The sequence below is a fragment of the Streptomyces sp. TS71-3 genome, assembly GCF_018327685.1.
Classification (GTDB): domain Bacteria; phylum Actinomycetota; class Actinomycetes; order Streptomycetales; family Streptomycetaceae; genus Streptomyces.
The window spans coordinates 1,451,318-1,477,208 of record NZ_BNEL01000001.1; the positions used below are offsets into that span (position 1 = coordinate 1,451,318).

A 25,891-nucleotide genomic window follows, 5' to 3' on the forward strand; every position below is an offset into this window, starting at 1 on the left:
ACCCCCACCGACCTGAACGCCAAGAGACCCGCGTGCCCGGATTTCCCGGGGCGCCGGTGCGCGCGGACGGGGCAGGGGTCCATCCGGGAAGCACTTGGGGGTACGCAGTGACCACACAGGCCGAACACGAGCGGGCGGTGGTGGACGCCGTCCCCACCGGTCTCTTCATCGCGGGCGGCTGGCGCCCCGCGGCGTCCGGAGCCGTCTTCGAGGTCGAGGACCCCTCCGTCGCCAAGCCGCTGCGCACGGTGGCCGACGCCGGGGCCGAGGACGCCCTCGACGCGCTGGCCGCCGCCCACGCCGCCCAGGAGTCCTGGGCCGCCCACCCGCCGCGGGAGCGCGGCGAGATCCTGCGCCGGGCGTACGAGCTGATCCACGAGCGGCTCGACGACCTCGCCCTGCTGATGACCCTGGAGATGGGCAAGCCGCTGGCGGAGGCGCGCGGCGAGGTGGCGTACGCCGCCGAGTTCTTCCGCTGGTTCGCGGAGGAGGCCGTGCGCATCGACGGCGGCTACGCGGTCTCCCCGGACGGCAAGGACCGGCTGCTGGTCATGCGCCGTCCGGTCGGCCCCGCCCTGCTGATCACGCCGTGGAACTTCCCGCTCGCCATGGGCACCCGGAAGATCGGCCCCGCGGTCGCCGCCGGATGCACCATGATCGTCAAGCCGGCCGAGCAGACGCCGCTGTCGATGCTGGCGCTCGCGGGGATCATGGCCGAGGCCGGCCTGCCCGACGGCGTGCTCAACGTCATCACGAGCAGCCGCCCCGGCGACGTGGTCGAGCCGCTGATGCGGGACGGCCGGGTGCGCAAGGTCTCCTTCACCGGCTCCACGGCGGTCGGCCGGCTGCTGATCGCCCAGAGCGCGCAGGAAGTGCTGCGGGTGTCGATGGAGCTCGGCGGCAACGCCCCGTTCATCGTCTGCGAGGACGCCGACCTCGACGCCGCCGTCGAGGGCGCCATGCAGGCCAAGATGCGCAACATCGGCGAGGCCTGCACCGCCGCCAACCGCCTCTACGTGCACGAGAGCGTGTCCGGCGAGTTCGCCAGGCGGCTCGCGCAGCGCATGGGCGGCCTGACCGTCGGCCGCGGCACCGAGCCGGGCGTCGACGTCGGCCCGCTGATCGACGAGGACGGCCGCGGCAAGGTGCGCCAGCTCGTCGGCCAGGCACTGGACGGCGGCGCCAAGGCGCTGACCGGCGCGGAGCCCGGCGCGGGCGACGGCTACTTCTACGCCCCCACCGTGCTCGTCGACGTCCCCACCGGCGCCGACCTGCTGCACGAGGAGATCTTCGGGCCCGTGGCGCCCGTCATCCCCTTCAGCGACGAGAACGAGGTCATCGCGGCCGCCAACGCCACGCCGTACGGGCTGGTGTCGTACCTCTTCACGGAGAACCTGAGGCGGGCCTTCAGGATCGCCGAGGCGCTGGACACCGGCATGATCGGCCTCAACAAGGGCGTCGTCTCCAACCCGGCGGCCCCGTTCGGCGGCGTCAAGCAGTCGGGGCTCGGCCGCGAGGGCGGCCGTGCGGGCATCGAGGAGTTCCTCGAGACCCGGTACCTGGCGATGCCGTTCTCCTGAGCGGTCCTGCTTCTGATCGGTGCCGCTCCGGACCGGTATCTATCGCTGTTGATCGGTACCGGTTCTGATCGGGATCGGTATCGGTATCGGTGGAGGAACAGTCCCGCTCCTGACCGGTCCCGGTGGAGCCGGGAGTCCCGCCTGCCGGTGACATGACGAGGGGCGGTGGCCCGGGGAGATCCCGGACCACCGCCCCTCGTCCGTCGCACCGCCCGTCCCCCCGCGCCGGGCGGTGCGGGCCCCGGTCGTGGCGCTCAGCCTGGGGGTGCCTCTGGGGCTACCCCCCACCCTCAAGGCAGTGGGGGAGCCCTCAAGAGGGTGGGTGAGTCCTTACGCCAGTGGGCGAGGGGTCACCGGGGCGAGAGAGACGGTGCCCTCGGCCGCCAGCGCCGTCAGCAGCGCGTGCGAGGCGCGCAGCACCAGGTCGTCCCGGTGCCTGGCAGCGACCAGCTGGGCGCCCACCGGCAGCCCGTCCGCGGCCGTCCCGCACGGCACGCTGGCCGCCGGCTGCTGGGTCAGGTTGAACGGGTAGCTGAAGGGCGTCCAGCCGGTCCACCTGGCCAGGCCGCTGCCGGGCGGGACCTCGTGGCCCGCCTCGAACGCGGTGCCGGGCAGCGCCGGCGTGAGGAGCAGGTCGTACCTCCGGTGGAAGCGCCCCATCAGCACGCCCAGCGCCATCCGCTCGTCGACGGCGCCCAGGTAGTCCAGCGCGCTCATCGACCCGCCCAGCCGGCACACCTCCTGGAGCCCCGGGTCGAGGCGCCCGAACTGCTCCGGCGTCAGGTGCTCCACGACCTTGGCGGCGCCCGAGAACCACAGCGTGTGGTACGCCCCGACCGGGTCGGCGAAACCGGGGTCCGCCTCCTCGACCTCGGCCCCGAGGTCCGCCAGGACGTCGGCCGCGTGCCGCACGCGCGCGGCGACAGCGGGGTCGACGGGCACGGCGGGGTCGTTCGTGAGCGCCGGGCTGTACGCGACGCGCAGCCCGCGCACGCCCGCCGCGTCCCCGTTCCCGCCCTCCAGGGCCGCGCGGAAGCCGCCCGCGTACGGCGCCAGCGCCGACCAGTCGCGGTCGTCGGCCCCGCACAGCACGTCCATCATGAGCGCCGCGTCCTCGACCGTACGGGTCATGGGCCCGGCGTGCGCCAGCGTGCCGAAGGGGCTCGCCGGGTAGAGCGGGATGCGCCCGTACGTGGGTTTGAGACCGAAGATCCCGCAGAAGGCGGCCGGAATGCGGACCGAGCCGCCGCCGTCGGTGCCGACGGAGAGCGGCGCGAGACCGGCCGCGACCGCGGCCGCGCTGCCGCCGCTCGACCCGCCGGACGTCCGCGTGACGTCCCACGGGTTGCGCGTGATGCCGGTCCGGGGCCCGTCGGTGACGCCCTTCCAGCCGAACTCCGGAGTCGTCGTCTTCCCGACGAGCACCGCCCCGTGCTCGCGCAGCCGCGCCACCGCCGGCGCGTCCTGATCGGAGGCCGCGTCCGGGTCCGTGCTCAGGGAGCCGCGGAGCGTGGGCCACCCCTTCGTCAGCAGCAGGTCCTTGATGGACACCGGCACCCCGTCGAGCAGCCCGCACGGCTCGCCCCGGCGCCAGCGCTCCGCGGAGGCGGCGGCCTCGCGGCGGGCCGCCTCGGGGTCGACGAGGCAGTAGGAGTTCAGCAGCGGGTCGAGCCGGTCGATGCGGGCGAGCACGGCGTCGACGGCGTCCACGGGCGAGAGGCTTCCGTCCCGGTAGCCCGCGAGGAGTTCCGTTGCCGTACGCGCGCACAGGTCGTCCTGCGCGCCGGTCCCCTCCGTCCGGCGTGCGCCGGCGGCCTGGTCGGTGGGTGCGGTCATGGCGAGACCTCCTCGGTGTGCGGGGTGTCGTCCGGCGCGCCGCCCACGGGCACGTACCCCAAGGTGTTGTCGACGACGTTGTGCAGCGGCCGGCCGGCGGCCCAGCGCGCGAAGTTGGCGAGGAAGAGCTCCGCCAGGTCCTCCAGCCAGCCGTGCGTGTCGGCCGACATGTGCGGGGAGACGAGCAGCCCCGGCACGGTCCACAGGGGGCTGTCCCCGGGCAGCGGCTCCTGGCGGAAGACGTCGAGCGCGGCGCCGCCGAGCCGGCCGCTCCGCAGGGCCGCCACCAGGTCGTCCTCCACGACCAGCGGGCCGCGGCCGACGTTGACGAACCGGGCGCCGCGCTTCATCCGCGCGAACGCCGCCGCGTCGAACATGTCCGCGGTCCCGGCCGTCAACGGCGCGGCGCTCACCACCCAGTCCGCCTCCGGCAGCAGCCCGGCCAGCTCGCCGAAGCCGTGCACGCGGCCGAACTCCGCGTCACCCTCGCGCGCGGAACGGGAGACCAGCGCGACCCGCAGGCCGAGGGCCCGCAGCACCCGGGCGACGGCCCGGCCGATCGGCCCTCCGCCGACCACGACCGCGCGGGTGCCCGCCACGCGCTCGGTCTCCCGGTGCTGCCAGACGCGGGCGCGCTGGCGGTCGAGGGTGCCGGGCAGGTCCTTGGCCATGGCGAGGACGAGACCCGCCACGTACTCGGCGATCGGCTCCTCGAAGACGCCGCGCGAGTTGGTGATCACGGCGCCGGAGTGCAGCAGCGCCGGGAAGAGCAGCCTGTCCACGCCGGCGCTCGCGGTGTGCACCCAGCGCGGGCCCCCGCTCGCGGGCCAGGCGGCCGGCAGGGCACCCGTGAGGAAGTCCCACACGAGCAGGGCGTCGGCCTCGCGCAGCGCGCCGGCGAGGTCCGCCTCGCCCACCCGCCGCAGCCGTGCACGGTCCTCGATGCGGCCGAGGAGCGGCGGCTCCTCCTCGCCGAGTACGACGACGAGGGGGAGTTCGGTCGTTGTCATGGCAGCCCTTCGGGTCCCTGCGAGGTGGGGGGTGGTGCGGTGCGGGTGGTGCGCTGTGCGTGGTGGGGGTGCGCGTGGTGCGGCGGGGTGGGGTGGCACGTCCGCACGGAGCGCCGTCCGCACGAGCCGTCCGCACGAGCGCCGGCCGCGTCCCCTCCGCATGGGGGCGCGGGCCGGTAGCACGTGGGCGCGGACCGGCGCGTGCAAGGGGCGTGCGGCGCTCCGGAACGCCGCGTCTCCCGCCTGGCCAGGCCTCCGTATCGATTGACACCGTAGGGTCGGCTCTGTAGGATTGTCAACAATCTACATGTTGTCGATGTGCCGTCCGGCACGGCGCCCCGGCAGCGCACGAAGGTGGAGTTCGACGGGCCGCGGTCAGCGCGGCCCGTCCGGTCTGGAGAGGGCGATCGCAGTTGGCTGACCGCATGACGACGGTGGGTTTCCTCTATCCCGGCTACTCCGCCGAGGACGACTACCCGCTGCTGGAGAGTCTGATCGGCGCAGGGGTGCGACTCCCCCTGGTGCACACGGACATGGGCGAGGACGCGCACCGCGTGGACGCCCTCCTGGAGATGGGCGCCATCCACCGCCTGACCCAGGGCCTGGAAGAGCTCAAGCGGTACGACGTCGACGCCGTGGTGTGGGCCTGCACCAGTGCCAGCTTCATCTACGGACGGCGGGGCGCGAGCCAGCAGGCCGAGGAGCTCGCCCAGGCCGCCGGAGTCCCGGCGTCCAGCACGTCCTTCGCCTTCGCGCACGCGCTCGAAGCGCTGGGCGTGCGCAGCGTCTCCATCGGCGCCACCTACCCGGAGGACGTCGCCGGATACTTCGTGCGCTTCCTGGAGGACTCCGGGGTGCGGGTGGCGCAGGTCTCGGGGCGAGGCATCATCACGGCGGCTGAAGTCGGTACGCTCTCCCGCGAGCAGGTGCTCCACCTGGCGAAGGCCAACGACCACGAGGACGCCGAAGCCGTCCTGCTCCCGGACACCGCCCTGCACACGGCCGGCTGGCTGGATGAGCTGGAAGAGGCCGTGGGCAAGCCCGTGCTGACGGCCAACCAGGTCACCGTCTGGGAAGGGCTGCGGCTCGCGGGGGACACCGCACCGCGCGAGGGTCTCGGGCGGCTGTTCCGCCAGGCCACGCTCCTTTCACCGGAGCGGTGACGGGGGCGCAGGAGAAGGAGAGAGAACATGCCGGGAGCCAGACGGTTGCAGCCTGTCAGGCGTGAGCCTGCCGCCATCTCGATCGCCCAGCAGCTCACCGAGGCGATCATGGACGGCACGCTGGCGCCCGGCTCCCAGCTGGGAGAGGCGGAGCTGGCCGCGGAGCTGGGGGTCAGCCGGGGCCCGCTGCGCGAGGCCATGCAGCGCCTCGTGCAGCAGGGCATCGCCTACAGCGAGCCGCACCGCGGCGTCTTCGTGACCACCCTCACGGTGGACGACGTACGGGACATCTACGTCGCGAGGACGTCCGTCGAGTCCGCCGCCTGCCGGCTCATCCTCCGCCGTGACCCCCAGGGCACGGCGGAGCGGCTCTCGGTCGTGCACAAGGCCATGGCGGACGCCGCGAAGCGCGGTGACCACGCCGCCCTCAGCGCCGCGGACACCGAGCTGCACCAGATGCTCGTCAACGAGTCCGGCAGTCCCCGCCTGACGCGCATGGCGCAGACGCTCTTCGTGGAGACGCGCATGTGCATCTCGGCGCTGCAGGACAAGTACCAGGCGCCCGACGTCATGGTCGACGAGCACGCGGAGATCATCCGCGCCATGCGCGACGGCCACGAGGAGCGGCTGCTGCGGCTGATGGACGAGCACATGCAGGACGCCGTCCAGAGGCTGACCGAGGAGCCGGGGACGGCACCGGAGGACGGCGCCGGCGCCGCGGTGGCCACCGGGGCGTGACGACCGGTCCGCGGCGGACCTGAACGCTCCCCGAACCCGTGGCTCTTGAGGCCACCGCGGTCCTCGGTGTCAGGCGGACCCGGCCGGCTCTCCGGTGACCAGCCGTGTCACCGCCCGTGCGCCGGGGGCGAGTTCGAGCAGCCCGCTCACCAGTTCCTCGCCGGCCAGGGCCAGCTCGGCTGCGTCCACCGGTTCGAGCGCGTCCAGGATGAACAGCGCGCGGGTGGTCTCACCGGTGATCCGGGTGCGCGTGCACTGCCGCCAGTTCCAGCGCCGGCAGGTCACACCGAGGTCGTCGGCCCACACCACCTCGCCCGGTTCGGGCGACTCGACGACCGGTTCGCCGGACGCCGTGGTCTCGAAGCGCTCCTCGCCGGTCGCCCGCAGGAGCCGGGGCGCGCCGGAGTAGCAGTCGATGTCCTCGCCGCCCAGCGGGAGGACGTGGGCGACGGAGACGGCGTTGTAGACGTCGGTGATCCGGTCGATCCGCGGCAGCCCCGCGTCGATCCGGCGCAGCAGCGCCTCGACGCTGGGACGCGTCCGCTTGGGCTTCATCCCCGCGGCCCGGAACGCCTCGTGCCACGCCACGATCCGCGGCTCCTCCGCGAGGGGCCGCCCGGCGGCCCGCTCCCGCGCGATCCTCTCGGCCCCGGCCAGCAGGCGGTCGCTGACCTCGTCACTGGGACCGGGTCGCAGCCCGTCGACGGCCACGAGCAGCGCCCGGTAGTCGGGACGCAGCGCGACGACGCCGTGCGCCACGGAGGCCTCGGCGAGCCAGGTTTCGAGAGGGGCGGTGGTGGGCGGCATCGGTACTCCCATGGGCAGGTGTCGTGCACCGCCAACCCTAGGCAATCAGCGCTCCGCTCCACCTGGTGGTGAGGTCGATGAACCCGTCCGGTCGCGGCATCAGGGCACCTTGCCCGCGCGCAGAGCGGTGACGGCCTTGGCGATGCGCCGCTGCCTGGTCTCGGCCGTCCTGGCGGCCTCCACGGGCTCGACGACCCGGCGCTTGCCGCTGTAGGACAGTCCGTCGAAGAACGCTCTGGCGTCCGCGTCCAGCGCCGCCGTGAGATCGGCGGGCACGGCGACCTCGCGGGGCGCGGTGTCGAGCTGGAGGTCCACCTCGACCTCGTCTCCGGCCGCCACACCGGCCTTCGCGCGGTTGTCCGCGCTGAGGCTGACCAGGTACCGCCCGCCCATCATGGCGACACTGCTGCGGTAGGTGTGGCCGCCCACGGTGACCCGGACCGGCGGCCTCCTGCCGCCGCCGAGGCCGGCGACGACCTCCGGCGGCACGGGAATGCCGGTCGCCGTCTTGCCGGAGAGCTGGACGGTGGCTCGGAATCTCACGACGCTGCCTCTCTGTTCAGGCGGGCGACAAGGGCGATCCAGGTCCAGGCGAGGAGCACCCCGATCCACAGGGCGAGCACTCCGACGGGACTGGCCGTCCCGGCGAGACCGGCGAGGAACAGCACTCCCGTGAGCCGCGAGTAGACCGCCCAACCACGGTGTCCGCCCCTGCCGAAGTGGTGGGCGAACGCGAAGCAGGCGGCGACCAGCGAGAGGAATCCGAGCGCGGCGAAGCCGAGGTGCGCCAAGCCGTGCCAGCTGATGTCCGGGGCCGCGCCCTCCGGCGTGCCCGGCGGGAAGCCGTCGGCGGGATCGGCGGGGAAGACCCCGGCGATCATCACCCCGGCGCCGTAGCCGGCGAGCAGGCGCGGGCCCCAGGTCCCGCCGCTCTCCGGCCGCTCCATGCTCCGTAGGCCGATGGCGCAGGCGATCACCAGCAGCCCGCTCACCAGGAAGTTCGCGATCTGGATCCAGCCGAGATCGCCGATGGCGAGCTGGCTGACGTCGTGCCGGGCCAGGTCGAAGCCCTCGCGGGTGAGTCCCTGGACCAGGGCCGCCCCGACATAGAGCGGTCCGGCGGCGATGCCGCAGGCCAGCAGAGCGGATCTCGCTGCGGATCTCGCCGGGCCGGCGACGGCCGTGCTGCTCATCGGTACCCCTCCCCGTTCGGTACTGGACGGCACAGTACCCACTCGGGTACTGGGCAGTCCAGTACTCTGATGCCCATGGACACCGTCGCGTCTGAGGAAGGACGGTCGGCCCGCAAACGCAGGTCGATCATGGAAGCCGCCACGACCCTGTTCCTGCGCAGCGGCTACCAGGGCACGAGCATGGACGAGATCGCGGCCGTGGCAGCCGTGTCCAAGCAGACCGTGTACAAGAACTTCGCCGACAAGGAACGGCTCTTCGGCGACATCGTCCTCGGCATCACCGACCGCGTCGAAGGGTTCGCCGAGCAGGCCGCCCGTGCGCTCGGCGGCACCGAGGACCTGGAGAGGGACCTGGGCGAGCTCGGGCGGCGGTACATCGCGACCGTGGTCCGGCCTGAGGTGCTGCAACTGCGCCGGCTCGTGCTCGCCGAGGCGAACAGGTTCCCCGAACTGGCGCGGAGCTACTACGAGCGGACCGTCCAGCGGACGCTGGAGATCCTGGCCTCGCACTTCCGCGAACTGGACGAGCGCGGGCTGCTACGGGTGGCGGATCCGATGGTGGCGGCCGGGCATTTCGCCTTCCTGATCTTCGGAACGCCCCTGGACCGCGCCATGTTCGGCGCCGACACCGAACGCCTCACGAACGCCGAGTCGAACCGCCTGGCCGACGCCGGCGTCCGGGTGTTCCTGGCGGCGTACGGCGCACGGGCCTCGTGAGTTTCGGGAGCCCATGGGCACGTGAGGCGAACCGCGACCCGCTGAACCCTGGATGCGCTGCCCGGGATGGGGCACACGGCCAGGCCGTGATGCGGGGCATGGGCAGGGTGGGAGGCGGGCGGGCAGGATGGGGCCCATGAGCTACGACGTCTCCAGGATCCGTACCGACTTCCCCGCCCTCCAGCAGGGCGTGGCCTACTTCGACGGGCCGGGCGGCACCCAGGTGCCGCGGCAGGTCGCGGAGGCGATGGCCGCGGCGATGTGCTCGGGTGTCTCCAACCGCGGCGCGGTGACGGCCGCCGAGCGCCGTGCCGAGCGGATCGTCGTGGACGCCCGGCAGGCCATGGCGGATCTGCTCGGCTGCGACCCGCGCGGCGTGGTCTTCACCAGGTCGGCCACCCAGGCCGCGTACGACGTCTCCCGGGCGCTGGCGCGGACCTGGGAGGCCGGTGACGAGATCGTCGTCACCCGGCTCGACCACGACGCGAACATCAGGCCGTGGATCCAGGCGGCCGAGGCATCCGGCGCGACGGTGCGGTGGGCCGAGTTCGACCCCGAGAGCGGCGAGCTGAGCGCCGACGCGGTCCGGGCGGAGCTCTCAGGGCGGACCAGGCTGGTCGCGGTCACCGCGGCGTCGAACCTCGTCGGAACGCGCCCGGACATACCCGCCATCGCCGACGCCGTCCACGAGACCGGGGCCCTGCTGTACGCCGACGGGGTGCACCTGACGGCGCACACGCCGGTGGACGTCGCCGCGCTGCGTGCCGACTTCTACTCCTGCTCGCCGTACAAGTTCTTCGGCCCGCACCACGGTGTGGTCGTCGCGGACCCGGAGCTCTGGGAGGGACTCCGCCCGGACAAGCTGCTGCCCTCCAGCGACAGCGTGCCCGAGCGCTTCGAGCTGGGCACCCTGCCGTACGAGATCCTCGCGGGCACCACCGCGGCGGTGGACTACCTCGCCGCCCTCGCGTCGTCGGCGCCGGACCGCCGGGGCCGGGTCGTGGAGTCGCTGCGCGCCGTGGAGGCGCACGAGGAGAAGCTCTTCGCGGAGCTGATGGCGGGCCTGTCGGACATCGCCGGGGTACGGCTGCACGGCACCCCCGCCCGCCGCACGCCCACGGCGCTGTTCTCCGTGGCCGGCGTACCCGGCGGCGAGGTCTACGAGGGGCTCGCGCGGCTCGGCGTGAACGCGCCGGCCGGCACCTTCTACGCGCTGGAGGCCTCGCGCCGGATGGGGCTCGGCGACACGGGCGCCGTGCGGGCCGGGCTCGCCCCGTACACGGACGGCGAGGACGTGCGGCGGCTGCTCGCCGGGGTCGAGGAGGTGGCCCGATAAACCGGGGAGTGCTGGTCACGGGCGCCTCCCGCGGCATCGGCCGGGCCGTGGCCGAGGCGTTCGCACAGGGCGGTGAACGGGTCGCGGTGCACTACCACCGCTCCGCGCGGGAGGCCGAGGAGCTGGCGGCGTCGCTGCCCGGCGAGGGCCACCTCGCCGTCGGCGCGGACCTGGCGGACGCGGACGCGGTGCACCGCGCCGTGGACGCCGCCGCCGAAGGGCTGGGCCGCCTCGACGTGCTGGTCAACAACGCCGGCGTCTTCCTGCCGCACCCCCCGCTGGACACCTCCTACGAGCAGTGGCAGGCGGTGTGGTCGAGCACGCTCGCCACCAACCTCACCGGCGCGGCCAACGCCACGTACTGCGCGGTGCCGCACCTGGTGGCCGCGGGCGGCGGAGCGATCGTCAACGTCTCCAGCCGCGGCGCGTTCCGCGGCGAGCCCGAGCACCCGGCCTACGGCGCGTCCAAGGCGGCCATGAACTCCTTCGGCCAGTCGATGGCGGTGGCGCTCGCCCCCCGGAACATCAGCGTGGCCACGGTGGCCCCCGGTTTCGTGGACACCGACATGGCCCGCTCGGTCCTCGAAGGACCGGACGGCGAGGCGGTGCGCCGGCAGTCGCCGTTCGGCAGGGTGGCCCGCCCGGAGGAGGTCGCGTCCGCGGTGCTCTGGCTGGCGTCCCCCGGGGCGGTCTTCGCGAGCGGGACCATCGTGGATGTCAACGGGGCTTCCTACCTGCGGAGTTGAGTGCCGCACCCCGGGGCCGGACCTGCCGCCGCCCACCGGACCTGCCCGGGCCGCCCACGAGAGCGGTCCGGGCAGGGCGTGCTGCGGGCAGGGCGTGGTGCGGGATGTTGGTGCGGGATCTGGCGCGGGGGCGCGTCAGCCCGTGGTGAGCACCTGGGACGTGTTGCCGATCGTGGCCGGGTCGAGCGTCGGACGGCCGCCGATCACGTAGAAGGCCGATCCGCCGGACGCCGAGCCGCCCCGCGCCGCCGGGGCGACCGCTGCGGGCAGCGTGCTCCACGTGTCGGTCGCCGGGTCGTAGGCGTAGCCGCGGTCGGTCACCGTCAGGCCGTTGCCGGCGAACCCGCCCTGCACGTAGAGGCGGCCGCCGACCGCGGCGTAGCCGGAGGCCGACAGGTCCTCCGGGAGGGCGGCGACGGACGACCACTTGTCGCGTCCCGGTTCGTAGGCGTAGGTGCTGGTCAGCTGGGACGTGCCGGTGTTGCCGCCCGCACAGTAGACCCTGCCGGCCAGGCCCGCGCAGGCCACGTAGGCGGCCTTCACCGGGTAGCTCGCCTTCCTGGACCAGGTGCCGGTCGCCGAGTCGTAGGCGCTCACGGCATTGGTCGTGGTGCAGCCGGTGCCCGTGCAGCCGCCGACGGTGTACAGCGCCCCGTCCAGGACCGCCGTCCCGGCCGCGGCGACCGGTGCCGGGGTGGACGCGCCGGCGGTCCAGGTGTCGGTGCCGGGGTCGTAGACGTTCAGCGCGGCGGACGGCGAGCCGTCCGGGCCCCAGCCGTCGGTGACGTAGAACCGGCCGCCCATGAACGCGCCGGAGCCGTTCACCGTCGACACCGGGATGCTCGCGCGCGGCTTCCAGGCGCCGCCGGGGGTGTACGAGTACATCGCGCTCGTCCTGGACGTGCCCGCGTAGCCGGCCACCGAGTAGAGGGTGCCGCCGTCGTTGCCGACAACGTTGTCCTCTATACGGGTCGGGTACGCGGGGATGGTGGCCCAGGTGGCCGTGACCGCGGCCTGCTGGGCGGCCGGTCTGGTGCCAGGCACGCCCGGCAGGTGGTGGTCCTGGGGCCCTGCCGGGCCGGCGGTGCCCGGAGCCGCCGGGGGAAGGAGCGCCGCGCCGGAGCCGGCCGGCGGCGCGCCGGGGCCGGCCAGGGCGGGCGCCGCCGAAGAGGCCAGGGCGAGGGCCACGGCACAGGCCGCGACACCGGCGGAGAGGGAACGTGCGCTGCGGTGCGTGGTGGGTCTGGGCAACGGAGAGCCTTTCACGCGGAGGTGAGGTGCTTACCGGTACGGAACGGATTACGCATGCGCTGCGGAGGTGCGGAGGTGCGGAGGTGCGGAGGTGCGGAGGCGCGAGGTGCGGAGGCGCGAGGTGCCGAGGTGCGAGGTGCCGAGGTGCCGAGGTGCGAGGTGCCGAGGTGCGGGCGTTCCGAGTTCTGACGGGTGGAGGCCGAGTGCCACCGCCGCCCGTCAGCCCCCAGAACACTTTCCTGCGCCCATCCCTCTCAACCGTGGCGCTCGGCGGGGCCAGGGCGTGCACGGTGTTCGGCCGCCGGCCACGCGCACGGGCGGAGCGGGGAGCCGGCGGCAAGCGGCACGCGAAAGACCCTAGGCGCGCCCGCTGCGCTGGTACGCCGCCCAGAACTCCTCGAACGAGACCGTGCCGTCGCCGTCGGCGTCCTGCCGGTCGAGAAGCGCCTGCGCCTGCTCAAGGGTGAGGTCCGCGGCGCCGAGTTCCTTCATGACCTGCTGGAACTCGGCCGACGTGAGGAAGCCGTCCTTGTTGACGTCGAAGCTGTCGAACACCGTGCGTGCCGTTTCGATACCGGCCACTGTCACCACTCCCGGGTACGCGGATCACTGGATCAACGGCCGCACAGCTTAGACGGCTCCCGCTCGGCCGGGCGCCTGGGCCTCGCTCCAATACTCCCGTCCCGCCCGTCACTCCCGTCACTCCCGTCCCACCGGCCGCTCCGGGACCCGCTGCCCCGATTGACCGGATCCTGCCGCCCCGATCGGCCAGATCCCTTCGCTCAGGGTGGCCGACGCGCGCCCCTGACGGACCGTCGTGCGCGCCGTACGGTACGGAGGTCGGGCCCCGCGGGGGCGGCGGCCGGGCTCGACCTGGGTGGGGGAGGTGCCACGGATGGCCGAGGGGGAGCTGGGCGGGCGGCGCAAGATCCGGTGGAGCGCGGCGCCCGGAGCGCCCGCCGAGGGCAGGGACGCCGGGCGGTGTCCGGTGCGCCAGGGCCCGGACGGCGTCTGGCAGGTGCGCGGGTACGCGGCGGCGCGGGCCGTGCTGCGCAGTACCGACACGGTGCAGGCGGGTCTCGGCATCGAGACGATGGAGCGGATGCCGGCGGCCTTCCGGCGCCCCGTGCTCTACCGGGACGGGCCCGAGCACCGCGAGCACCGCCGCCAGACGGCCCGCTTCTTCACCCCGCGGCGGGTCCTGGAGTACTACCGCCCGATCATGGAGCGGGTCGCCGGCGCGCAGCTCGCCGCGTTGCGCGCCGCGGGCGAGGCCGACCTGTCCCACCTCGGCTTCCGGCTCGCCATCGAGGTGGCCTCCGCGGTCATCGGCCTGACCGGGAGCAGGCCCGGAATCCAGCGCCGGCTGGAGGCCTTCTTCCCCGAGGAGTTCGGCACCCCGGGCTTCACCAGCCTGAGCGGGCTGCGCTGGATGGTGCGCCAGAACGCCAACTGGCTGCGGATGTACTACGCGGACGTCCGCCCCGCGATCCGGGCCCGGCGCGCCCGGCGGCGCGACGACCTCATCTCGCACCTGCTGGACGAGGGCTGCTCGGCCGGCGAGATCCTCGGCGAGTGCCTGACGTTCGCCGCCGCGGGCATGGTCACCACCAGGGAGTTCGTGGGCGTCGCGGCCTGGCACCTCTTCACGGACGCGGACCTGCTCGCGCGCTACCGGGCGGCGGACGAGCCCGAGCGGTTGGCCCTGCTGCACGAGATCCTGCGCCTCGAACCCGTCATCGCGATGCTCCGCCGCCGCACCACCGCCCCCGTCGACCTGCCCGCCCCCGAGCCGGGCGACGGCACCGGCCCCCGGCCCGTGACCCTGCCGGCCGGTGTGCTGGTGGAGGTCCACCTGGACAGCGCCAACGCCGACCCGGGCGCCGTCGGCCCGGATCCGGAACGCCTCTGTCCCGGCCGGGCGTCCGGAGCCGCCGCCGCACCGCCCGTGCTGTCGTTCGGCGACGGCCCCCACCGCTGCCCGGGCGCCGACATCGCCGTGCTGGAGACCGACGTCTTCCTTTCCCGCCTCTTCGCCGAGCCCGGCCTGCGGATGCGCTCCGAGCCGCGCGTCGCGTTCAGGCCGGCCATTCGCAGCTACGAGCTCCGGGACTTCACCGTCACCCTCGACTCAGCCTGAACGTCACCGCGGACCTCGCCTGAACGTCACCGTGGACCCCGCGTGAACGTCACCGTGGACCCCGCGTGAACGTCACCGTGGATCCCGCCGCGGACCCGTCCGACCCGCCGACGGCCGAACCCGCTGGTACGGGAGTCGCAACAGGCGGCAGGGACACGGGCGTTCACGTCACGCTCACGAACGGTGCATGGACTCCCCACGAGCGGGCACCCGCAAGAACCGAACAAGAAAGACACGACCATAGGCGTACGATACGGCCGGTAAAGGGAGTTACACCCGAATATGCATGAAGCGGCCGTAGGCGTACGACATGACCGGAGGTGAACGAACAATGGGTCCACTGCTGTTGGTGCTGGTGCTCGCGCTGCTTCTCTTCGGAGTCGGCTTCGCGGTGAAGCTGCTCTGGTGGGTCGCGCTGGCCGTGCTGGTGATATGGCTGCTCGGCTTCGTCTTCCGCTCGGTGGAGGGCGGCAGTCGCCGGCGCTGGTACCGGTGGTGACGCCGATCAGACCGTGAACTCGTCCGGGTCCGCCGCCGCCCAGTCGTCGGCCCAGCCGCGGGGCGGCTCGGCGAGCAACTGACCCGGCTCCAGCAGGTCGTACAGCTCCGTACCCGAGAGCACGGTGGTGACGTCCACCCGCCGGCGCAGCATGTGCGGACGCAGGTCCGCCGGGTCCGTGATCCCCATCGACGCCATGATCTGCATGGCCCCGTGCACGGTGGCCGCCTGGAAGCGGTGCACGCGTTCCGACTTCTCGGTGACGTCCAGCGCCCGCGCCCGCCTCGGGTCCTGGGTGGCCACCCCCACGGGGCAGGCGTTGGTGTGGCAGCGCTGGGCCTGGATGCAGCCGACCGCGAACATCATGGCCCGGGCGGCGTTGGTGTAGTCCGCGCCCTGGATGAGTCGCTTGACGATGTCCGCGCCGGTGGCGACCTTCCCGCTCGCGCCGATCCTGATCCGCTCCCGCAGGCCGGTGCCGACCAGCGCGCTGTGCACCGTGGTCAGGCCCTCGGTGAGCGGGGTGCCCAGGTGGTCGGCGAACTCCAGCGGCGCCGCGCCGGTGCCGCCCTCGGCGCCGTCCACCACGATGAAGTCCGGTGTGACGTCCTCGTCCAGCATCGCCTTGCACACGGCGAGGAACTGCCGGCGCGAGGTGAGGCAGAGCTTGAACCCGGTCGGCTTGCCGCCGGCCAGCTCCCGCATCCGGGCCACGAAGCGGACCAGCTCGCGGGGCGTGGAGAAGACCTCGTGGTACGGGGGTGAGATCACCGTCCGGCCCTGCGGCACCTCGCGGACGCGCGCGATCTCGGCGTTCACCTTGCCGCCGGGCAGCACGCCGCCGATGCCGGGCTTGGCCCCCTGGGAAAGCTTCAGGGACACGCACCTGACCTGCTCGTGCGCGGCCTTGGCCGCGAACTCCTTCTCGTCGAAGCGGCCGCCCTGGGTGCGGCAGCCGAAGTAGCCGGTGCCTATCTCCCAGATCAGGTCGCCGCCGTGCCGCAGGTGGTACTCGGACAGGCCGCCCTCACCGGTGTCGTGTGCGAAGCCGCCCCGCGCGGCGCCGTTGTTGAGGGCGAGGATCGCGTTGGCGGAGAGCGACCCGAAGCTCATGGCCGAGACGTTCAGCAGCGCCATGTCGTAGGGCCGCGTGCAGTCCGGGCCGCCGACGCGCACGGTCGGTGCCTTGTCCGGCACGGGCTTCGGCGCCATCGAGGGGACCAGGAACTCGTACCCGTCGGCGTAGACGTCGCGTTCGGTGCCGAACGGCTCCTCGGCGTCCGTGCCCTTCGCCCGCTGGTACACCAGGGACCGCACATCGCGGTCGAAGGGGCGCCCGTCGTAGTTGCGCTCGATGAAGTACTGCTGGAGCTCGGGCCGCAGGGCCTCCATCAGGAAGCGCAGGTGGCCGAGGACCGGGTAGTTGCGCAGCACGGAGTGCCGCCGCTGGAGCAGGTCCCACGCGCCCACGGCGGTCAGCGCCAGCAGGACGCCGGCCGGCACCCACCACCACGGTGTGGCGATCAGCGCCAGTGCCACCGCGGCGACCGTGGCACACGCCACCCCTGCCATGCATATGAATCTGGCCACCACGGAGGCCCTTCCTCGCGCCCTGCACTCCCACCGCCGCCGGCCCGCGCCGCCGACGGAACATTCCCCTGCATAGTGCTGCGTCTTCCCGAGCCGTCGCAGCCATCCCCGGTGTGACAAGACACACCCGCGCAACGGGCTACCCGCCGCCGGGCCCCGCCGTGCGCGCGCCCCGCTCCCGGCGCCGGCCGCGGGTGGGAGCAGGAGCCCCAGCGGGTCAGCGGGTCACCGGGATGGCGGCCGGGTCGAGCTCGCAGTGGTCGACGAGTTCCGCGAGGCCCTCGCCGCCGATCGCCAGCTTGACCGTCGCCTTGCCCCTGGCGGGCACCCTGACCTGCTCGCTCTGGTCGGTGAGGGTGATGCCGTCGGCGTCCACGAAGGTCACCGAGACGTAGAAGCTGGCCGACCTGGAGTTACCGTTGGCCACCTCGGCGGTCGCGTACGGGGTCTTCCGGTCGGCGCACCGGACGAGCCGGGCCTTCGCGTCCTTCAGCGCGCCGTCGCCGGGCGACGCGGACGAGGTGGAGCGGTGGGTCGGGTGCCGGTAGGTGCCGCCGCTCGTGGTGCCCGTGCGGCCGCCGGTGCCGCCGGAGGTGTCGTCGCCGGTGCCGGAGCCGGACGTCCCGGTGGTCGTCCCGGTGGTCGTGCCGCTGCCGTACGTGCCGTCGTCCAAGACGCCGCCCGAGGACGACGAGGAGCCGCCGGACGCCGACGAGGAGCTGTCGTGGTCCTGGTGCGAGCTGCTGCACCCGCCCCCGCCCGAGCTGCTGCTGTGTCCGTACCCGCCATGTCCGGCGTGGCCGACGTGCCCGCCGTGTCCGCCATGGCCGCTGCGGGTCGTGAAGCCGGTGAGTGCCAGCGCCGAAGCGGCCAGCACCGCCGCGAACCTGAGTGTCGTCCCCCTGCTCTGCATCCCGTCACCCTATCCAGCGGGACGCGGCGCCACTCCTCCGTTCCCCGACGCCCCTTCCCGTGCCCGCACGCTCCATCCCGTGCCCGCCGGACCCGCCAACTCGGGCCCGGCGCACGGGAGGTGGCGCCGTCCGGTGGTGGCCGTCACAGGCGGCGTGCCGTTTCCGCGTCCCGCCCGGGGGCACCCGGCACGCTCCGAACACCCCCACCGCGCGCCGTCCGTCGCGCGGCCCGTGCGGCTTCGATGAGAGGAGGAGGGGAAGCTGACCGCATCGATGACGGCCAGGCGGCCGCTGGCCGCGGGCAGAAGGCTCCGCGCCGAGCTGGCGCACCTGCACCGCGGTGCGCGCCGCGCGATGAGCGGCCCGGGTCCCGAGCGGGACACCGCGGTGCAGTCGTGCAAGGCGGCCGGCGCGGCGGTGGCCGCGTGGGCGCTGACCGGCTGGTGGCTCAGGGCGCCGCTGGCCATGCTCGCCCCCTGGACCGCCCTCACCCTCGTCGAGGCCACCGTCTACCGCTCGTTCCGCTCCGGGCTCCAGCAGCTCGCCGTCATCATGGCCGGCACGCTCTGGGCCACCGCGGCGATGGCGGCGACCGGCGGCAGCACCCTCGGGGCGATGCTGATCGCCCTGCCGGTGATGGTGCTGTTCGGCAGCCACCACCAGTTCGGGACGCAGGGCCTCTACGGGGCGACCACCGCGCTCTTCGTGATCACGGATGGCGCGTACTCGCCCTTCGAGGTGGGCCACCGGCTGCTGGAGACGCTGATCGGGGCTGCCCTCGGCATCGCCGTCAACGCCTTCGTCCTTCCTCCGGTGCGGTTGCGCGACGTGCGCGCGCAACTGCACCGCATGCCCTTCGACAGTGCGGAACTGCTGCACGCGATGGCCGGTGCGCTGGCCGGGGAGTGGTCCGCCTCGGACGCCGCGGCCTGGCACGACCGGGCCCGCCGCCTCGCGCGGATCCCGGACGCGGTCGCCGCGGCCCGGCGGTGGACGGCGGAGAGCTCCCGGGCCAACCCCGGCGCCCGGATGCGCCGGACCGGGACGGCGCCCCCGGCGGTGGAGCACGACGCCCGCTGGGAGAAGATCGCCGTCCACCTGGGCACCGTCACCCGCACCCTGGACTGCACGACGGGCGAGCGCGCCCGGCTGACCGTACCGAGGCCGGCGTTCCTCGCCCGGTACGCGGAGCTGGTCGAGCGGGCGGCGGTCCTCTGCGAGGCGGAGGCGCGGCTGCTCCGGGCCGGTGCGGACCCCGGACCGCCGCACGGCCCGGACCCCGGCGAGGGCTCCCGCACGGAGCCGGTGCCGGGCCACCCCATGGCCTCCGACCGGCTCGGCCGGGCCCGTGACGAGGCCTGGCGGATCCACGACCGGCTGGCCGCGGACTTCGCCGAGCGGCCGGGGCCGGCCGCCGCGGTCCCTGGGGAACTCCTCGTGGAGAGCACCCAGTTGCTGTCCGTGCTGGCCCCGCGGGACGCCGCCCGGCCCGACGACGACCCCACCGCGGCGGACGACCCGGAGGCCGCCGCCGTTCCCGCCGCGGCCGGCACCGAGGGATCACCGCCCTCCTGAGGCGCCCCGTCCGGTGAGGCGACGAGTGAGGGTGACCCGGTCCGTGCGGCAGGGTGCCCGGTCCGTGGGGCAGGGTGCCCGGGGTCCGTGAGGCGCCCCGGCCCGATCGATGCATAAAAGGTATTGGACCGGATATTTCGGACGGGCTCACTCTGGACTACATGGGGCGTCCGCGGACGCCGAAAACCGTATGACCTGCGAAAACCGTCCCACGGCCTGATGGAGGCGCTGGATCCCTGGCCCGGTCCCGGGTCCAGGGCCGGGCGGGCGACCCGATCGAGCAGGTGAGGCCGGGTCCGGTCAGGCCGTCGCAGCTGTGAGGAGTTCTCATGCGTGCAGCCGTACTGCCCGGTCCCGGTACCGAACTGGAACTCACGGAACGCGACGTACCACACCCCGGGCCGGGGGAGATCCTGGTCAAGATGGTCGCCTGCGGGATGTGTGCCTCCGAGGTCACCCTGGTCAAGGGCGAATACCCGTTCGCGAAGTTCCCGACCATCCCCGGGCACGAGGTGAGCGGGATCGTCGACGAGCTGGGCGAGGGCGTCACCTGGCCGGAGAAGGGGACTGCGGTGGGGGCGCAGTTCCTCTACGACTCGGACATGCGCTGTGACTACTGCGCCCGCGGCGAGCAGATCCTCTGCCCGAACAAGCGCATCACCGGCATCGTCACCAACGGCGGCTACGCGGAGTACGCGCTGTTCCGCGAGGGCTTCGTGACGCCGCTGCCCGCCGGCTTCGACCCCGTCGCAGGGGCCCCGCTGATGTGCGCGGGCCTGACCGCCTACAACGGCCTGCGCAGGGCCGGGGTCAGTGAGAACTCCAGGGTGGCGGTGCTCGGTGCCGGCGCCATCGGGAGCCTGGTGGTGAAGTTCGCCGTCGCCATGGGCGCCCGCGTGGCCGTGCTGGGCCGCTCGCACCGCAGCGAGGAGCGGGCGAAGGAGCTGGGCGCGGAGCGTTTCATCGCCACCGCGGACCAGAACCCGGCCGAAGCGCTCAAGGCCTGGGGCTACGGGGCCGACTTCGTGATCAACGGCACGCCGTCCACCGCCGCGGCCGCGGCGACCCTGGGCGGTCTGGCGCCCGACGGCATGCTCGTGCTGCTCGGCTACGGTCCCGACCAGCTGGAGCTGCCGACCCAGCCGATGATCCTCAACCGGCTGCATGTCATGGCCTCGCCGTCCGGCTCCCCGCAGGACACCCGGGCCACCGTCGACTTCGCCACCCAGCACCAGATCCTGCCGGACATCGTCCCGATCCCCCTCGACGACGCACCGGCCACCCTCTCCCGGATGGTCGAGGGCACGTGGTCCGGCGGTCGCGCCGTGATCACCTTCTGACCCGGCCGCCGACGGCAGGACGTCGCCGACGGCAGGACGCCGCGGACGGCAGGACGCCGCGGACGGCAGGACGCCGCGGACGACAGGGCGCCGCCGGTGACAGCACGCCGGCGGCGACAGGAACGGAACGACCGCAGGAGCCGGACAAGGAAGTGATCCCCCATGACGACCCCATTCTCCGAGCAGCCCCCGCCCGCCGACCGCCAGGTGGTCCTGATCACCGGGGCGAGCAGCGGTTTCGGGGCGCTGGCGGCACGGCTGCTGGCGCACGCGGGGCACACCGTGTACTCCACCATGCGTGACATCCGCGGCAAGAACGCGGAGCGCGCCGCCCAGGTGACGCAGTACGCCACGGAGCACGACATCGACCTGAAGCCCGTCGAGCTCGACGTCCTCTCCCAGGACTCGGCGGACCGGGCCATCGGGACGGTCATCGCCGAGAGCGGGCGACTGGACACGGTGGTGCACAACGCCGGGCACATGACGCTGGGGGCGACGGAATCCTTCACTCCGGAGGAGATGACCGCCGTCTTCGACACCAACGTGCTCGGCACCCAGCGCGTCAACAAGGCAGCCCTGCCGCACATGAGGAAGACCGGCCGCGGGCTGCTGGTGTGGGTGTCCAGCTCCACGGCGTGGGGCGGCTTCCCGCCGTTCCTCGGCCCGTACGCCGCGGCCAAGGCCGCCATGGACTCGCTGGCGATGACGGTGGCCCTGGAGGTGGCCCGGTTCGGCATCGAGTCGGCGACCATCGTGCCCGGCTCGTTCACCCGGGGCACCGAGCACTTCGAGCACGCCGGCGGCCCCGCGGACACGGCACTGGAGAACGAGTACGACACCCGCTACCAGGGCCTGACCGAGCAGGTGAACGAGCGTCTTTCGGCACTGATGCCGGCCGAGGGCGACGTCAGCCAGGTGGCCGACGCCATCGCCCGCGTGGTGGGCATGGAGTACGGCACCCGGCCGTTCCGCACGGTCGTGGACCCGGCCGACGACGGCGCGGGCCGCGTGCTGGAGATCGCGGAGCGGGAGCGGACGAACTTCATGGACCGCATCGGCATCGCGGACCTGCTGCACCCGTCCACACCGGTGAGCCACTGAGCGACCCCGGCCCACCGGCACCCCGGGCGGCCCCCCGGCGCGGGGCCGCCCGGGGCGGTACGTCCGAACGGGCATGCCCGGAGTGCGCCGCACACGGAGCCCGTATATGTCTGAGTCGTGATCATCATCGGCGCCCGGGGGCGGGGGCCCGCACCGGCCGAGCGCCGCCCGGATCGCCCCGTCCCTCCCTCCCCCAGCCAAGGGAAGCCGCATGACCGACACGCTCAGACGCACCACCGTCACCGCCGCCACCGGCCTCGGCCTGTGCCTGGCCCTCCTGCCCGCCGGGCCGGCACAGGCACGGGCGGCGACCAGCGTCCCGTGCAACGACGTCACCGCCCTGACGGCGGCCATCACCGACGCGAACACCAGCGGCAGCGGCAGCATCGTCCTCGCCCCCCGGTGCGTCTACTCCCTGACGGCCGCCGACAACCCTGCCGACGGCCTGCCCGAGATCACCGGCAACGTGCGGATCACCGGGGACGGCACCACCATCGAGCGCAGTTCCGGCCAGCTCTTCCGCATCTTCCACGTGCGGGCGGGAGGCAGCCTCAGCCTGAAGTCGGTCACCGTGCGCTTCGGCGAACTGGGTGTCACGGACCCGGCCGGCGGCGGGATCCTGAACGTCGGCGGCACCGTCACGCTGACCGACTCCTCGGTCCGGAACAACACGGCCTCCGCCGGTGGCGGAATCTGGAACCAGCTGGGAACGCTCGTTCTGAAGAACACCACGGTCAGCAACAACCGGGCGGACTGGGGCGGCGGGGTGGGCACCAGCGGCACGATGACGATGCAGGGCGGCGCCCTGCGGCACAACGCGAGCGCGTTCTGGGGCGGCGGTCTCGTCAACGGAGGGGACACCAGGCTCACCAAGGTGTCGGTCGCGGACAACGACTCCGGTGACCTCGGAGGCGGCATCGTCACCCTGGCGATCAACGGCGAGGAGACAGGGCCGCTGCGCCTGAACTCGTCCAAGGTCACGGGGAACATCGCCCGCAACGACGGCGGCGGCTTCATGATGGGTGCGGACGAGACGACGACGATCGAGCGCAGCACCGTCAAGGGCAACACGTCGAACGGCGGTCCCGCCACCGGCGGCGGCATCGAGGACTCCGGCGTCAGCCTGGGCCTGTTCGTCGGTGCCTCCGAGAGCGCGCCGCGCGGCGAGAAGACCGCGACCCGGCTGACGCCCTTCAGGGTGGACCTGATCCGTAGCTCCGTCGTCAAGAACTTCCCGACCAACTGCGCCCCGCCGGGAAGCGTCCCCAACTGCGTCGGCTGACGCCGTCTCCGCGGCGACCCGGGCCCACGCGCCCGCACCCGCGGCCGCCACCCTCGGTCACCGCACGGCGAAAGGGCCCGCCCGATCCGCGGCCGGGCGGGCCCGCACCAGGACTTGAGGGGTCTTCGGGGGCCGGGGCCTCAGCTCGCCGGCAGCACCCGGTAGCTCACGGCCGCGTAGGGGAAGGTGCCCGTGTGCAGGCTGCCGAGGACGTAGTACAGATCGCTGTGGGAGCCGGGCGCACCGGTCGCGCAGTCGGCGTTGAAGTACACCTCGACGTCGTTCACCGCGTAGTTCAGGCCGGACAGGGCGGGCTCCGGCAGGTTACGGCAGGTGCCGGCGGAGTCCGCGTCGACGGGGATCGCGGTGCCCGACTGGCCCGCACCCGTGTAGAAGGCGATGTCGCCGGCGTCCGCGGCCGAGGCGGCGCCCGCCCCGCCGGCGACGGCGGACAGCGCGACGGCGGCGACGGCCGCGGCGGTGGCGGCGAGCTGTCTGGTGCGGATGCTCACGGGGGTCTCCTTCGCGAGGGGCAACAGGGGGAGCGGGGCGTGGCCGGCCCACCGGGCCCGGCGAGCGCGCCGTGCCGCCGACCCGGCGGCGTCACCGAATACTTGCACCTTCAATAACGAGTCAGAAGGGCCCGAATGAGCCACCGCGCGGGCCCCTTCGCCGGCCCATCGCCCGCCAAGTCGCCTCTACCACACGGCGAGTCCAGCCGTGTGGCCGTCCACGAAAGAGTGGTTCGGTACGGGCAGGGTGACGAACACCGCCCGGCGCCGTACGTTGACAGGCGTGGATGTGAGGCAGCGCACCGCTCCTGTGCCGTCAGTGATCGTCGTCGGGGCCGGATTCGGCGGAATCGCCGTGGCGGCCGAGCTGATCCGGCACGGGTACGAGGACGTGGAACTGCTGGAGGCGGGCCCCGAGCCGGGCGGCACCTGGCTCTTCAACCGCTATCCGGGCGCCGCGTGCGACGTCCCCAGCCACCTGTACTCGTTCTCGTTCGCCCAACGCGCCGACTGGCCCCACGTCTTCTCGCCTCAGTCCGAGATCCTCGACTACCTCCGGACGACGGCGGCCGGCCTCGGCATCGACGACCGCATCACCACGGGCACCAGGGTGACGTCCTGCACCTGGGACGAGAGCACCCGGCGGTGGACGGTGCACAGCACGGGACCCGCCGGAGAAGCCGAGCAGCGGACGGCGGACGTCCTGGTGCTGGCGACCGGTCAGCTCAGCCGCCCCGCCCTGCCCGCGATCGAGGGCCTGGCCGACTTCGCCGGCCACAGCTTCCACTCGGCCCGCTGGGACCACGCCTACGACCTGCGCGGCAAGCGCGTCGCCGTGATCGGAACGGGAGCCAGCGCGGCCCAGTTCGTCCCGGAGATCGCACCGCTGGCCGCCAAGCTGACCGTCTTCCAGCGCACCGGCAACTGGTTCCTGCCGCGCCGCGTCAAACCCACCCCGGCGCCGATGACCTGGCTGCTGCGGCACGTGCCCGGCGCCCGGCGCGCCTGGCGGTGGCTCGCGTACCACTACATCGAGTTGATCACCCGCTGCATCCGCCATCCCCGGACGTTCGGCCGCATCGGTACGCTGCTCTCGTCCACGTTCATGCGGATACAGGTGAGGGACCGGGAGCTGCGCCGCAAGGTGTGGCCCGACTACCCCTTCGGATGCAAACGCGTGCTGCTCAGCTCCGCGTTCCTCCCGGCGCTGGCGCGCGACAACGTGGAGCTGGTGACCGGGTCCATCGAGCGGGTGACGGCCGGCGGGCTCCGTACGGCCGACGGCCGCGTGCACGAGGTGGACTGCGTCATCTACGGCACCGGCTTCCACACCAACACCTTCATGGCCCCCATGGAGGTCACCGGCGCGGGGGGCAGCGTGCTCCGCGAGGCGTGGGCCGACGGCGCCCAGGCGCATCTCGGCATCATGGTGTCCGGGTTCCCGTCGCTGTTCCTGATGTACGGGCCCAACACCAACACCTCCGGCGGCTCCATCATCTTCTTCCTGGAGGCCCAGGCCGCGTTCCTGCGCCGGGCGGTCGAGCTGATGCGCGAGAGCGGCGCCGCCGCGCTCGACGTGCTCCCCGAGGCCCAGGCCGCCTACCAGCGGGAGATCCAGGCCCGGTTCGAGGGCACCGCATGGAACCACTGCTCCTCCTGGTACCGCACCGAGGACGGCCGGAACGTCGCCAACTGGCCGGGCTACATGGCCGAGTACGCCGCCCGCACCCGCCGCCCGGACCCGGCGGACTTCAAGCTGTTCCCCGCGTCCGCACCGGACGCCACCGGCATCGGATAGCGGCCCGGCAGCCCGGCGGCCCAGCGGCCCAGTGGTCCAGCGGTCCTGCAATCCTGCGGCCCAACGGTCGTGCGGCCCAGCGGCACGGATGAGCGCGGCAGGGGCCGGGCGGGAACCGCCGTACCCCGGCAGGTTGGTCGGGAGCGACGCGATGACCCGGCCGGGCCCGCCCGGACCCCTCAGTCGGGTTTCCCGAAGAACCAGCTGCCCGGCTTGTTGTAGTTCGACGTCGTGAAGTAGTGCCGGAAGCCCTGGAGGAACTCCGACTGCGTCAGCCGCCCGTCCCCGTCGGCGTCCGCCGCGGTGAACGTCTGCGACGCGCTCTCCTCCGTCACCCTGAAGGCGCGTTGCAGCCTGCCGAACTGCTCTCCGTCCACGTATCCGTCGCCGTCCGCGTCGACCACGTCGAACATCGCGGAGCCGATGTAGTCCACCACGTTGACCCGGCTGCTGTCGGCGATGGCCTGTTCGTAGCTGTCCACGAACTCCGCGAGCGAGAGCGACTGGTCGTTGTCCGTGTCCCCGTGCAGCAGCAACTCGTCCCAGAGCACGTGGAACGAGTTGGCGAGCGCCCGGTGCCTCCGGGAGCCCTTCAGGCCGAACTCCTCGGCCAACTCGTCGACGACCGCCTGGAAGTCCTCCGGTTCGAGGTAGCCGTTGCCGTCCTGGTCGAAGGCGTTGAAGACAGCCGTGAGCTTCTCTTCTCGCGGGGTTGCTGCCATGGGCGTCTCCCGTCGTCGCTGATGAACCACCACGTTGAACC

Annotated in this window: 24 protein-coding genes; 13 read left to right on the forward strand and 11 right to left on the reverse strand. The window is 73.3% G+C overall.

Going from position 1 to position 25,891, the window contains the following annotated elements; all coding sequences use genetic code 11:
• The first annotated feature begins 107 nt into the window (after nt 1-107).
• Entirely contained in the window at nt 108-1,580 is a 1,473-nt protein-coding gene (locus Sm713_RS06015; protein WP_374195960.1) for an NAD-dependent succinate-semialdehyde dehydrogenase, read from the forward strand.
• 330 nt (nt 1,581-1,910) lie between these two features.
• Here the strand turns inward: Sm713_RS06015 and Sm713_RS06020 are convergent, their stop codons facing one another.
• Together Sm713_RS06020 and Sm713_RS06025 are read right to left on the reverse strand one after the other, a co-directional pair.
• Nucleotides 1,911-3,416, reverse strand: a complete 1,506-nt coding sequence (locus tag Sm713_RS06020; RefSeq protein WP_212908617.1) for an amidase — start codon at nt 3,414-3,416, stop codon at nt 1,911-1,913.
• Complete coding sequence (locus Sm713_RS06025; protein WP_212908618.1) at nt 3,413-4,426, reverse strand: D-2-hydroxyacid dehydrogenase; 1,014 nt, start codon at nt 4,424-4,426, stop codon at nt 3,413-3,415. Before Sm713_RS06025 ends, Sm713_RS06020 begins: the two co-directional genes overlap by 4 nt.
• Nucleotides 4,427-4,851: 425 nt before the next feature.
• Here Sm713_RS06025 and Sm713_RS06030 point away from each other — a divergent pair, with 425 nt between their 5' ends.
• Together Sm713_RS06030 and Sm713_RS06035 are read left to right on the forward strand one after the other, a co-directional pair.
• Nucleotides 4,852-5,589, forward strand: a complete 738-nt coding sequence (locus Sm713_RS06030) for an aspartate/glutamate racemase family protein (protein WP_212908619.1) — start codon at nt 4,852-4,854, stop codon at nt 5,587-5,589.
• A 27-nt stretch (nt 5,590-5,616) separates the two neighbouring features.
• Nucleotides 5,617-6,327, forward strand: a complete 711-nt coding sequence (locus Sm713_RS06035) for a GntR family transcriptional regulator (protein ID WP_249416129.1) — start codon at nt 5,617-5,619, stop codon at nt 6,325-6,327.
• Between the two features lie 69 nt (nt 6,328-6,396).
• Here the strand turns inward: Sm713_RS06035 and Sm713_RS06040 are convergent, their stop codons facing one another.
• The 3 genes from Sm713_RS06040 to Sm713_RS06050 all read right to left on the reverse strand — a co-directional run bounded on the left by Sm713_RS06040 (nt 6,397) and on the right by Sm713_RS06050 (nt 8,327).
• Nucleotides 6,397-7,134, reverse strand: a complete 738-nt coding sequence (locus Sm713_RS06040) for a B3/4 domain-containing protein (RefSeq protein WP_212908620.1) — start codon at nt 7,132-7,134, stop codon at nt 6,397-6,399.
• Between the two features lie 99 nt (nt 7,135-7,233).
• Nucleotides 7,234-7,677 (reverse strand): YdeI/OmpD-associated family protein, encoded by a 444-nt coding sequence (locus Sm713_RS06045; protein WP_212908621.1) that lies wholly within the window; start codon nt 7,675-7,677, stop codon nt 7,234-7,236.
• Nucleotides 7,674-8,327: a DUF998 domain-containing protein gene (locus Sm713_RS06050; RefSeq protein ID WP_212908622.1), complete on the reverse strand. Its 654-nt coding sequence runs from the start codon at nt 8,325-8,327 to the stop codon at nt 7,674-7,676. Before Sm713_RS06050 ends, Sm713_RS06045 begins: the two co-directional genes overlap by 4 nt.
• 75 nt (nt 8,328-8,402) lie before the next feature.
• Here Sm713_RS06050 and Sm713_RS06055 point away from each other — a divergent pair, with 75 nt between their 5' ends.
• From Sm713_RS06055 to Sm713_RS06065, 3 genes are all read left to right on the forward strand, one after another.
• Nucleotides 8,403-9,044 carry a TetR/AcrR family transcriptional regulator gene (locus tag Sm713_RS06055; RefSeq protein WP_212908623.1) on the forward strand — a complete coding sequence of 214 codons (642 nt, stop codon included), beginning with the start codon at nt 8,403-8,405 and terminating at the stop codon, nt 9,042-9,044.
• A 136-nt stretch (nt 9,045-9,180) separates the two neighbouring features.
• Nucleotides 9,181-10,380: a cysteine desulfurase-like protein gene (locus Sm713_RS06060; protein ID WP_212908624.1), complete on the forward strand. Its 1,200-nt coding sequence runs from the start codon at nt 9,181-9,183 to the stop codon at nt 10,378-10,380.
• Nucleotides 10,381-10,388: 8 nt separating this feature from the next.
• The gene (locus Sm713_RS06065; protein ID WP_249416130.1) at nt 10,389-11,126 is read left to right on the forward strand and encodes an SDR family NAD(P)-dependent oxidoreductase; all 738 of its coding nucleotides are present in this window, start codon (nt 10,389-10,391) and stop codon (nt 11,124-11,126) included.
• 135 nt (nt 11,127-11,261) lie between these two features.
• Here Sm713_RS06065 and Sm713_RS06070 read toward each other — a convergent pair whose 3' ends face one another.
• Nucleotides 11,262-12,377: a hypothetical protein gene (locus Sm713_RS06070; protein WP_212908625.1), complete on the reverse strand. Its 1,116-nt coding sequence runs from the start codon at nt 12,375-12,377 to the stop codon at nt 11,262-11,264.
• 357 nt (nt 12,378-12,734) lie between these two features.
• A complete protein-coding gene (locus Sm713_RS06075) occupies nt 12,735-12,959 on the reverse strand; it encodes an EF-hand domain-containing protein (protein WP_212908626.1) in 225 nt (74 codons plus the stop codon).
• A 313-nt stretch (nt 12,960-13,272) separates the two neighbouring features.
• Here Sm713_RS06075 and Sm713_RS06080 point away from each other — a divergent pair, with 313 nt between their 5' ends.
• Nucleotides 13,273-14,517 carry a cytochrome P450 gene (locus Sm713_RS06080; RefSeq protein WP_212908627.1) on the forward strand — a complete coding sequence of 415 codons (1,245 nt, stop codon included), beginning with the start codon at nt 13,273-13,275 and terminating at the stop codon, nt 14,515-14,517.
• 331 nt (nt 14,518-14,848) lie between these two features.
• Nucleotides 14,849-15,016 (forward strand): hydrophobic protein, encoded by a 168-nt coding sequence (locus Sm713_RS06085; RefSeq protein ID WP_212908628.1) that lies wholly within the window; start codon nt 14,849-14,851, stop codon nt 15,014-15,016.
• Between the two features lie 6 nt (nt 15,017-15,022).
• Here Sm713_RS06085 and Sm713_RS06090 read toward each other — a convergent pair whose 3' ends face one another.
• Both Sm713_RS06090 and Sm713_RS06095 read right to left on the reverse strand, forming a co-directional pair.
• Nucleotides 15,023-16,588, reverse strand: a complete 1,566-nt coding sequence (locus Sm713_RS06090) for an FMN-binding glutamate synthase family protein (protein WP_212908629.1) — start codon at nt 16,586-16,588, stop codon at nt 15,023-15,025.
• Between the two features lie 235 nt (nt 16,589-16,823).
• The gene (locus Sm713_RS06095; RefSeq protein ID WP_212908630.1) at nt 16,824-17,519 is read right to left on the reverse strand and encodes a hypothetical protein; all 696 of its coding nucleotides are present in this window, start codon (nt 17,517-17,519) and stop codon (nt 16,824-16,826) included.
• Between the two features lie 274 nt (nt 17,520-17,793).
• On the opposite strand from Sm713_RS06095, the gene Sm713_RS06100 reads away from it, so the two are divergent.
• From Sm713_RS06100 to Sm713_RS06115, 4 genes are all read left to right on the forward strand, one after another.
• Nucleotides 17,794-19,095, forward strand: coding sequence for an aromatic acid exporter family protein (locus Sm713_RS06100; protein ID WP_212908631.1), 1,302 nt, complete (start codon nt 17,794-17,796; stop codon nt 19,093-19,095).
• 329 nt (nt 19,096-19,424) lie between these two features.
• Nucleotides 19,425-20,435: an alcohol dehydrogenase catalytic domain-containing protein gene (locus tag Sm713_RS06105; protein WP_212908632.1), complete on the forward strand. Its 1,011-nt coding sequence runs from the start codon at nt 19,425-19,427 to the stop codon at nt 20,433-20,435.
• Nucleotides 20,436-20,597: 162 nt separating this feature from the next.
• On the forward strand, nt 20,598-21,536 hold the full coding sequence (locus tag Sm713_RS06110; protein WP_212908633.1) for an SDR family oxidoreductase: 939 nt from the start codon (nt 20,598-20,600) through the stop codon (nt 21,534-21,536).
• A gap of 211 nt (nt 21,537-21,747) precedes the next feature.
• Entirely contained in the window at nt 21,748-22,818 is a 1,071-nt protein-coding gene (locus tag Sm713_RS06115) for a hypothetical protein (protein ID WP_212908634.1), read from the forward strand.
• Between the two features lie 140 nt (nt 22,819-22,958).
• Here Sm713_RS06115 and Sm713_RS06120 read toward each other — a convergent pair whose 3' ends face one another.
• On the reverse strand, nt 22,959-23,330 hold the full coding sequence (locus Sm713_RS06120) for a hypothetical protein (protein ID WP_212908635.1): 372 nt from the start codon (nt 23,328-23,330) through the stop codon (nt 22,959-22,961).
• A 283-nt stretch (nt 23,331-23,613) separates the two neighbouring features.
• On the opposite strand from Sm713_RS06120, the gene Sm713_RS06125 reads away from it, so the two are divergent.
• Nucleotides 23,614-25,128 (forward strand): NAD(P)/FAD-dependent oxidoreductase, encoded by a 1,515-nt coding sequence (locus Sm713_RS06125; protein ID WP_212908636.1) that lies wholly within the window; start codon nt 23,614-23,616, stop codon nt 25,126-25,128.
• A 179-nt stretch (nt 25,129-25,307) separates the two neighbouring features.
• Here the strand turns inward: Sm713_RS06125 and Sm713_RS06130 are convergent, their stop codons facing one another.
• Entirely contained in the window at nt 25,308-25,850 is a 543-nt protein-coding gene (locus Sm713_RS06130; RefSeq protein WP_212908637.1) for an EF-hand domain-containing protein, read from the reverse strand.
• Between the last annotated feature and the right edge of the window lie 41 nt (nt 25,851-25,891).

Excerpts from the sequence above, each read along its gene's own strand:
- Sm713_RS06020 (WP_212908617.1), bottom strand. The coding sequence starts at position 3,416 with ATGACCGCACCCACCGACCAGGCCGCCGGCGCACGCCGGACGGAGGGG.
- Sm713_RS06025 (WP_212908618.1), bottom strand. The coding sequence starts at position 4,426 with ATGACAACGACCGAACTCCCCCTCGTCGTCGTACTCGGCGAGGAGGAG.
- Sm713_RS06030 (WP_212908619.1), top strand. The coding sequence starts at position 4,852 with ATGACGACGGTGGGTTTCCTCTATCCCGGCTACTCCGCCGAGGACGAC.
- Sm713_RS06035 (WP_249416129.1), top strand. The coding sequence starts at position 5,617 with ATGCCGGGAGCCAGACGGTTGCAGCCTGTCAGGCGTGAGCCTGCCGCC.
- Sm713_RS06040 (WP_212908620.1), bottom strand. The coding sequence starts at position 7,134 with ATGCCGCCCACCACCGCCCCTCTCGAAACCTGGCTCGCCGAGGCCTCC.
- Sm713_RS06050 (WP_212908622.1), bottom strand. The coding sequence starts at position 8,327 with ATGAGCAGCACGGCCGTCGCCGGCCCGGCGAGATCCGCAGCGAGATCC.
- Sm713_RS06055 (WP_212908623.1), top strand. The coding sequence starts at position 8,403 with ATGGACACCGTCGCGTCTGAGGAAGGACGGTCGGCCCGCAAACGCAGG.
- Sm713_RS06060 (WP_212908624.1), top strand. The coding sequence starts at position 9,181 with ATGAGCTACGACGTCTCCAGGATCCGTACCGACTTCCCCGCCCTCCAG.
- Sm713_RS06080 (WP_212908627.1), top strand. The coding sequence starts at position 13,273 with ATGGCCGAGGGGGAGCTGGGCGGGCGGCGCAAGATCCGGTGGAGCGCG.
- Sm713_RS06085 (WP_212908628.1), top strand. The coding sequence starts at position 14,849 with ATGGGTCCACTGCTGTTGGTGCTGGTGCTCGCGCTGCTTCTCTTCGGA.
- Sm713_RS06090 (WP_212908629.1), bottom strand. The coding sequence starts at position 16,588 with ATGGCAGGGGTGGCGTGTGCCACGGTCGCCGCGGTGGCACTGGCGCTG.
- Sm713_RS06095 (WP_212908630.1), bottom strand. The coding sequence starts at position 17,519 with ATGCAGAGCAGGGGGACGACACTCAGGTTCGCGGCGGTGCTGGCCGCT.
- Sm713_RS06100 (WP_212908631.1), top strand. The coding sequence starts at position 17,794 with ATGACGGCCAGGCGGCCGCTGGCCGCGGGCAGAAGGCTCCGCGCCGAG.
- Sm713_RS06105 (WP_212908632.1), top strand. The coding sequence starts at position 19,425 with ATGCGTGCAGCCGTACTGCCCGGTCCCGGTACCGAACTGGAACTCACG.
- Sm713_RS06110 (WP_212908633.1), top strand. The coding sequence starts at position 20,598 with ATGACGACCCCATTCTCCGAGCAGCCCCCGCCCGCCGACCGCCAGGTG.
- Sm713_RS06115 (WP_212908634.1), top strand. The coding sequence starts at position 21,748 with ATGACCGACACGCTCAGACGCACCACCGTCACCGCCGCCACCGGCCTC.
- Sm713_RS06130 (WP_212908637.1), bottom strand. The coding sequence starts at position 25,850 with ATGGCAGCAACCCCGCGAGAAGAGAAGCTCACGGCTGTCTTCAACGCC.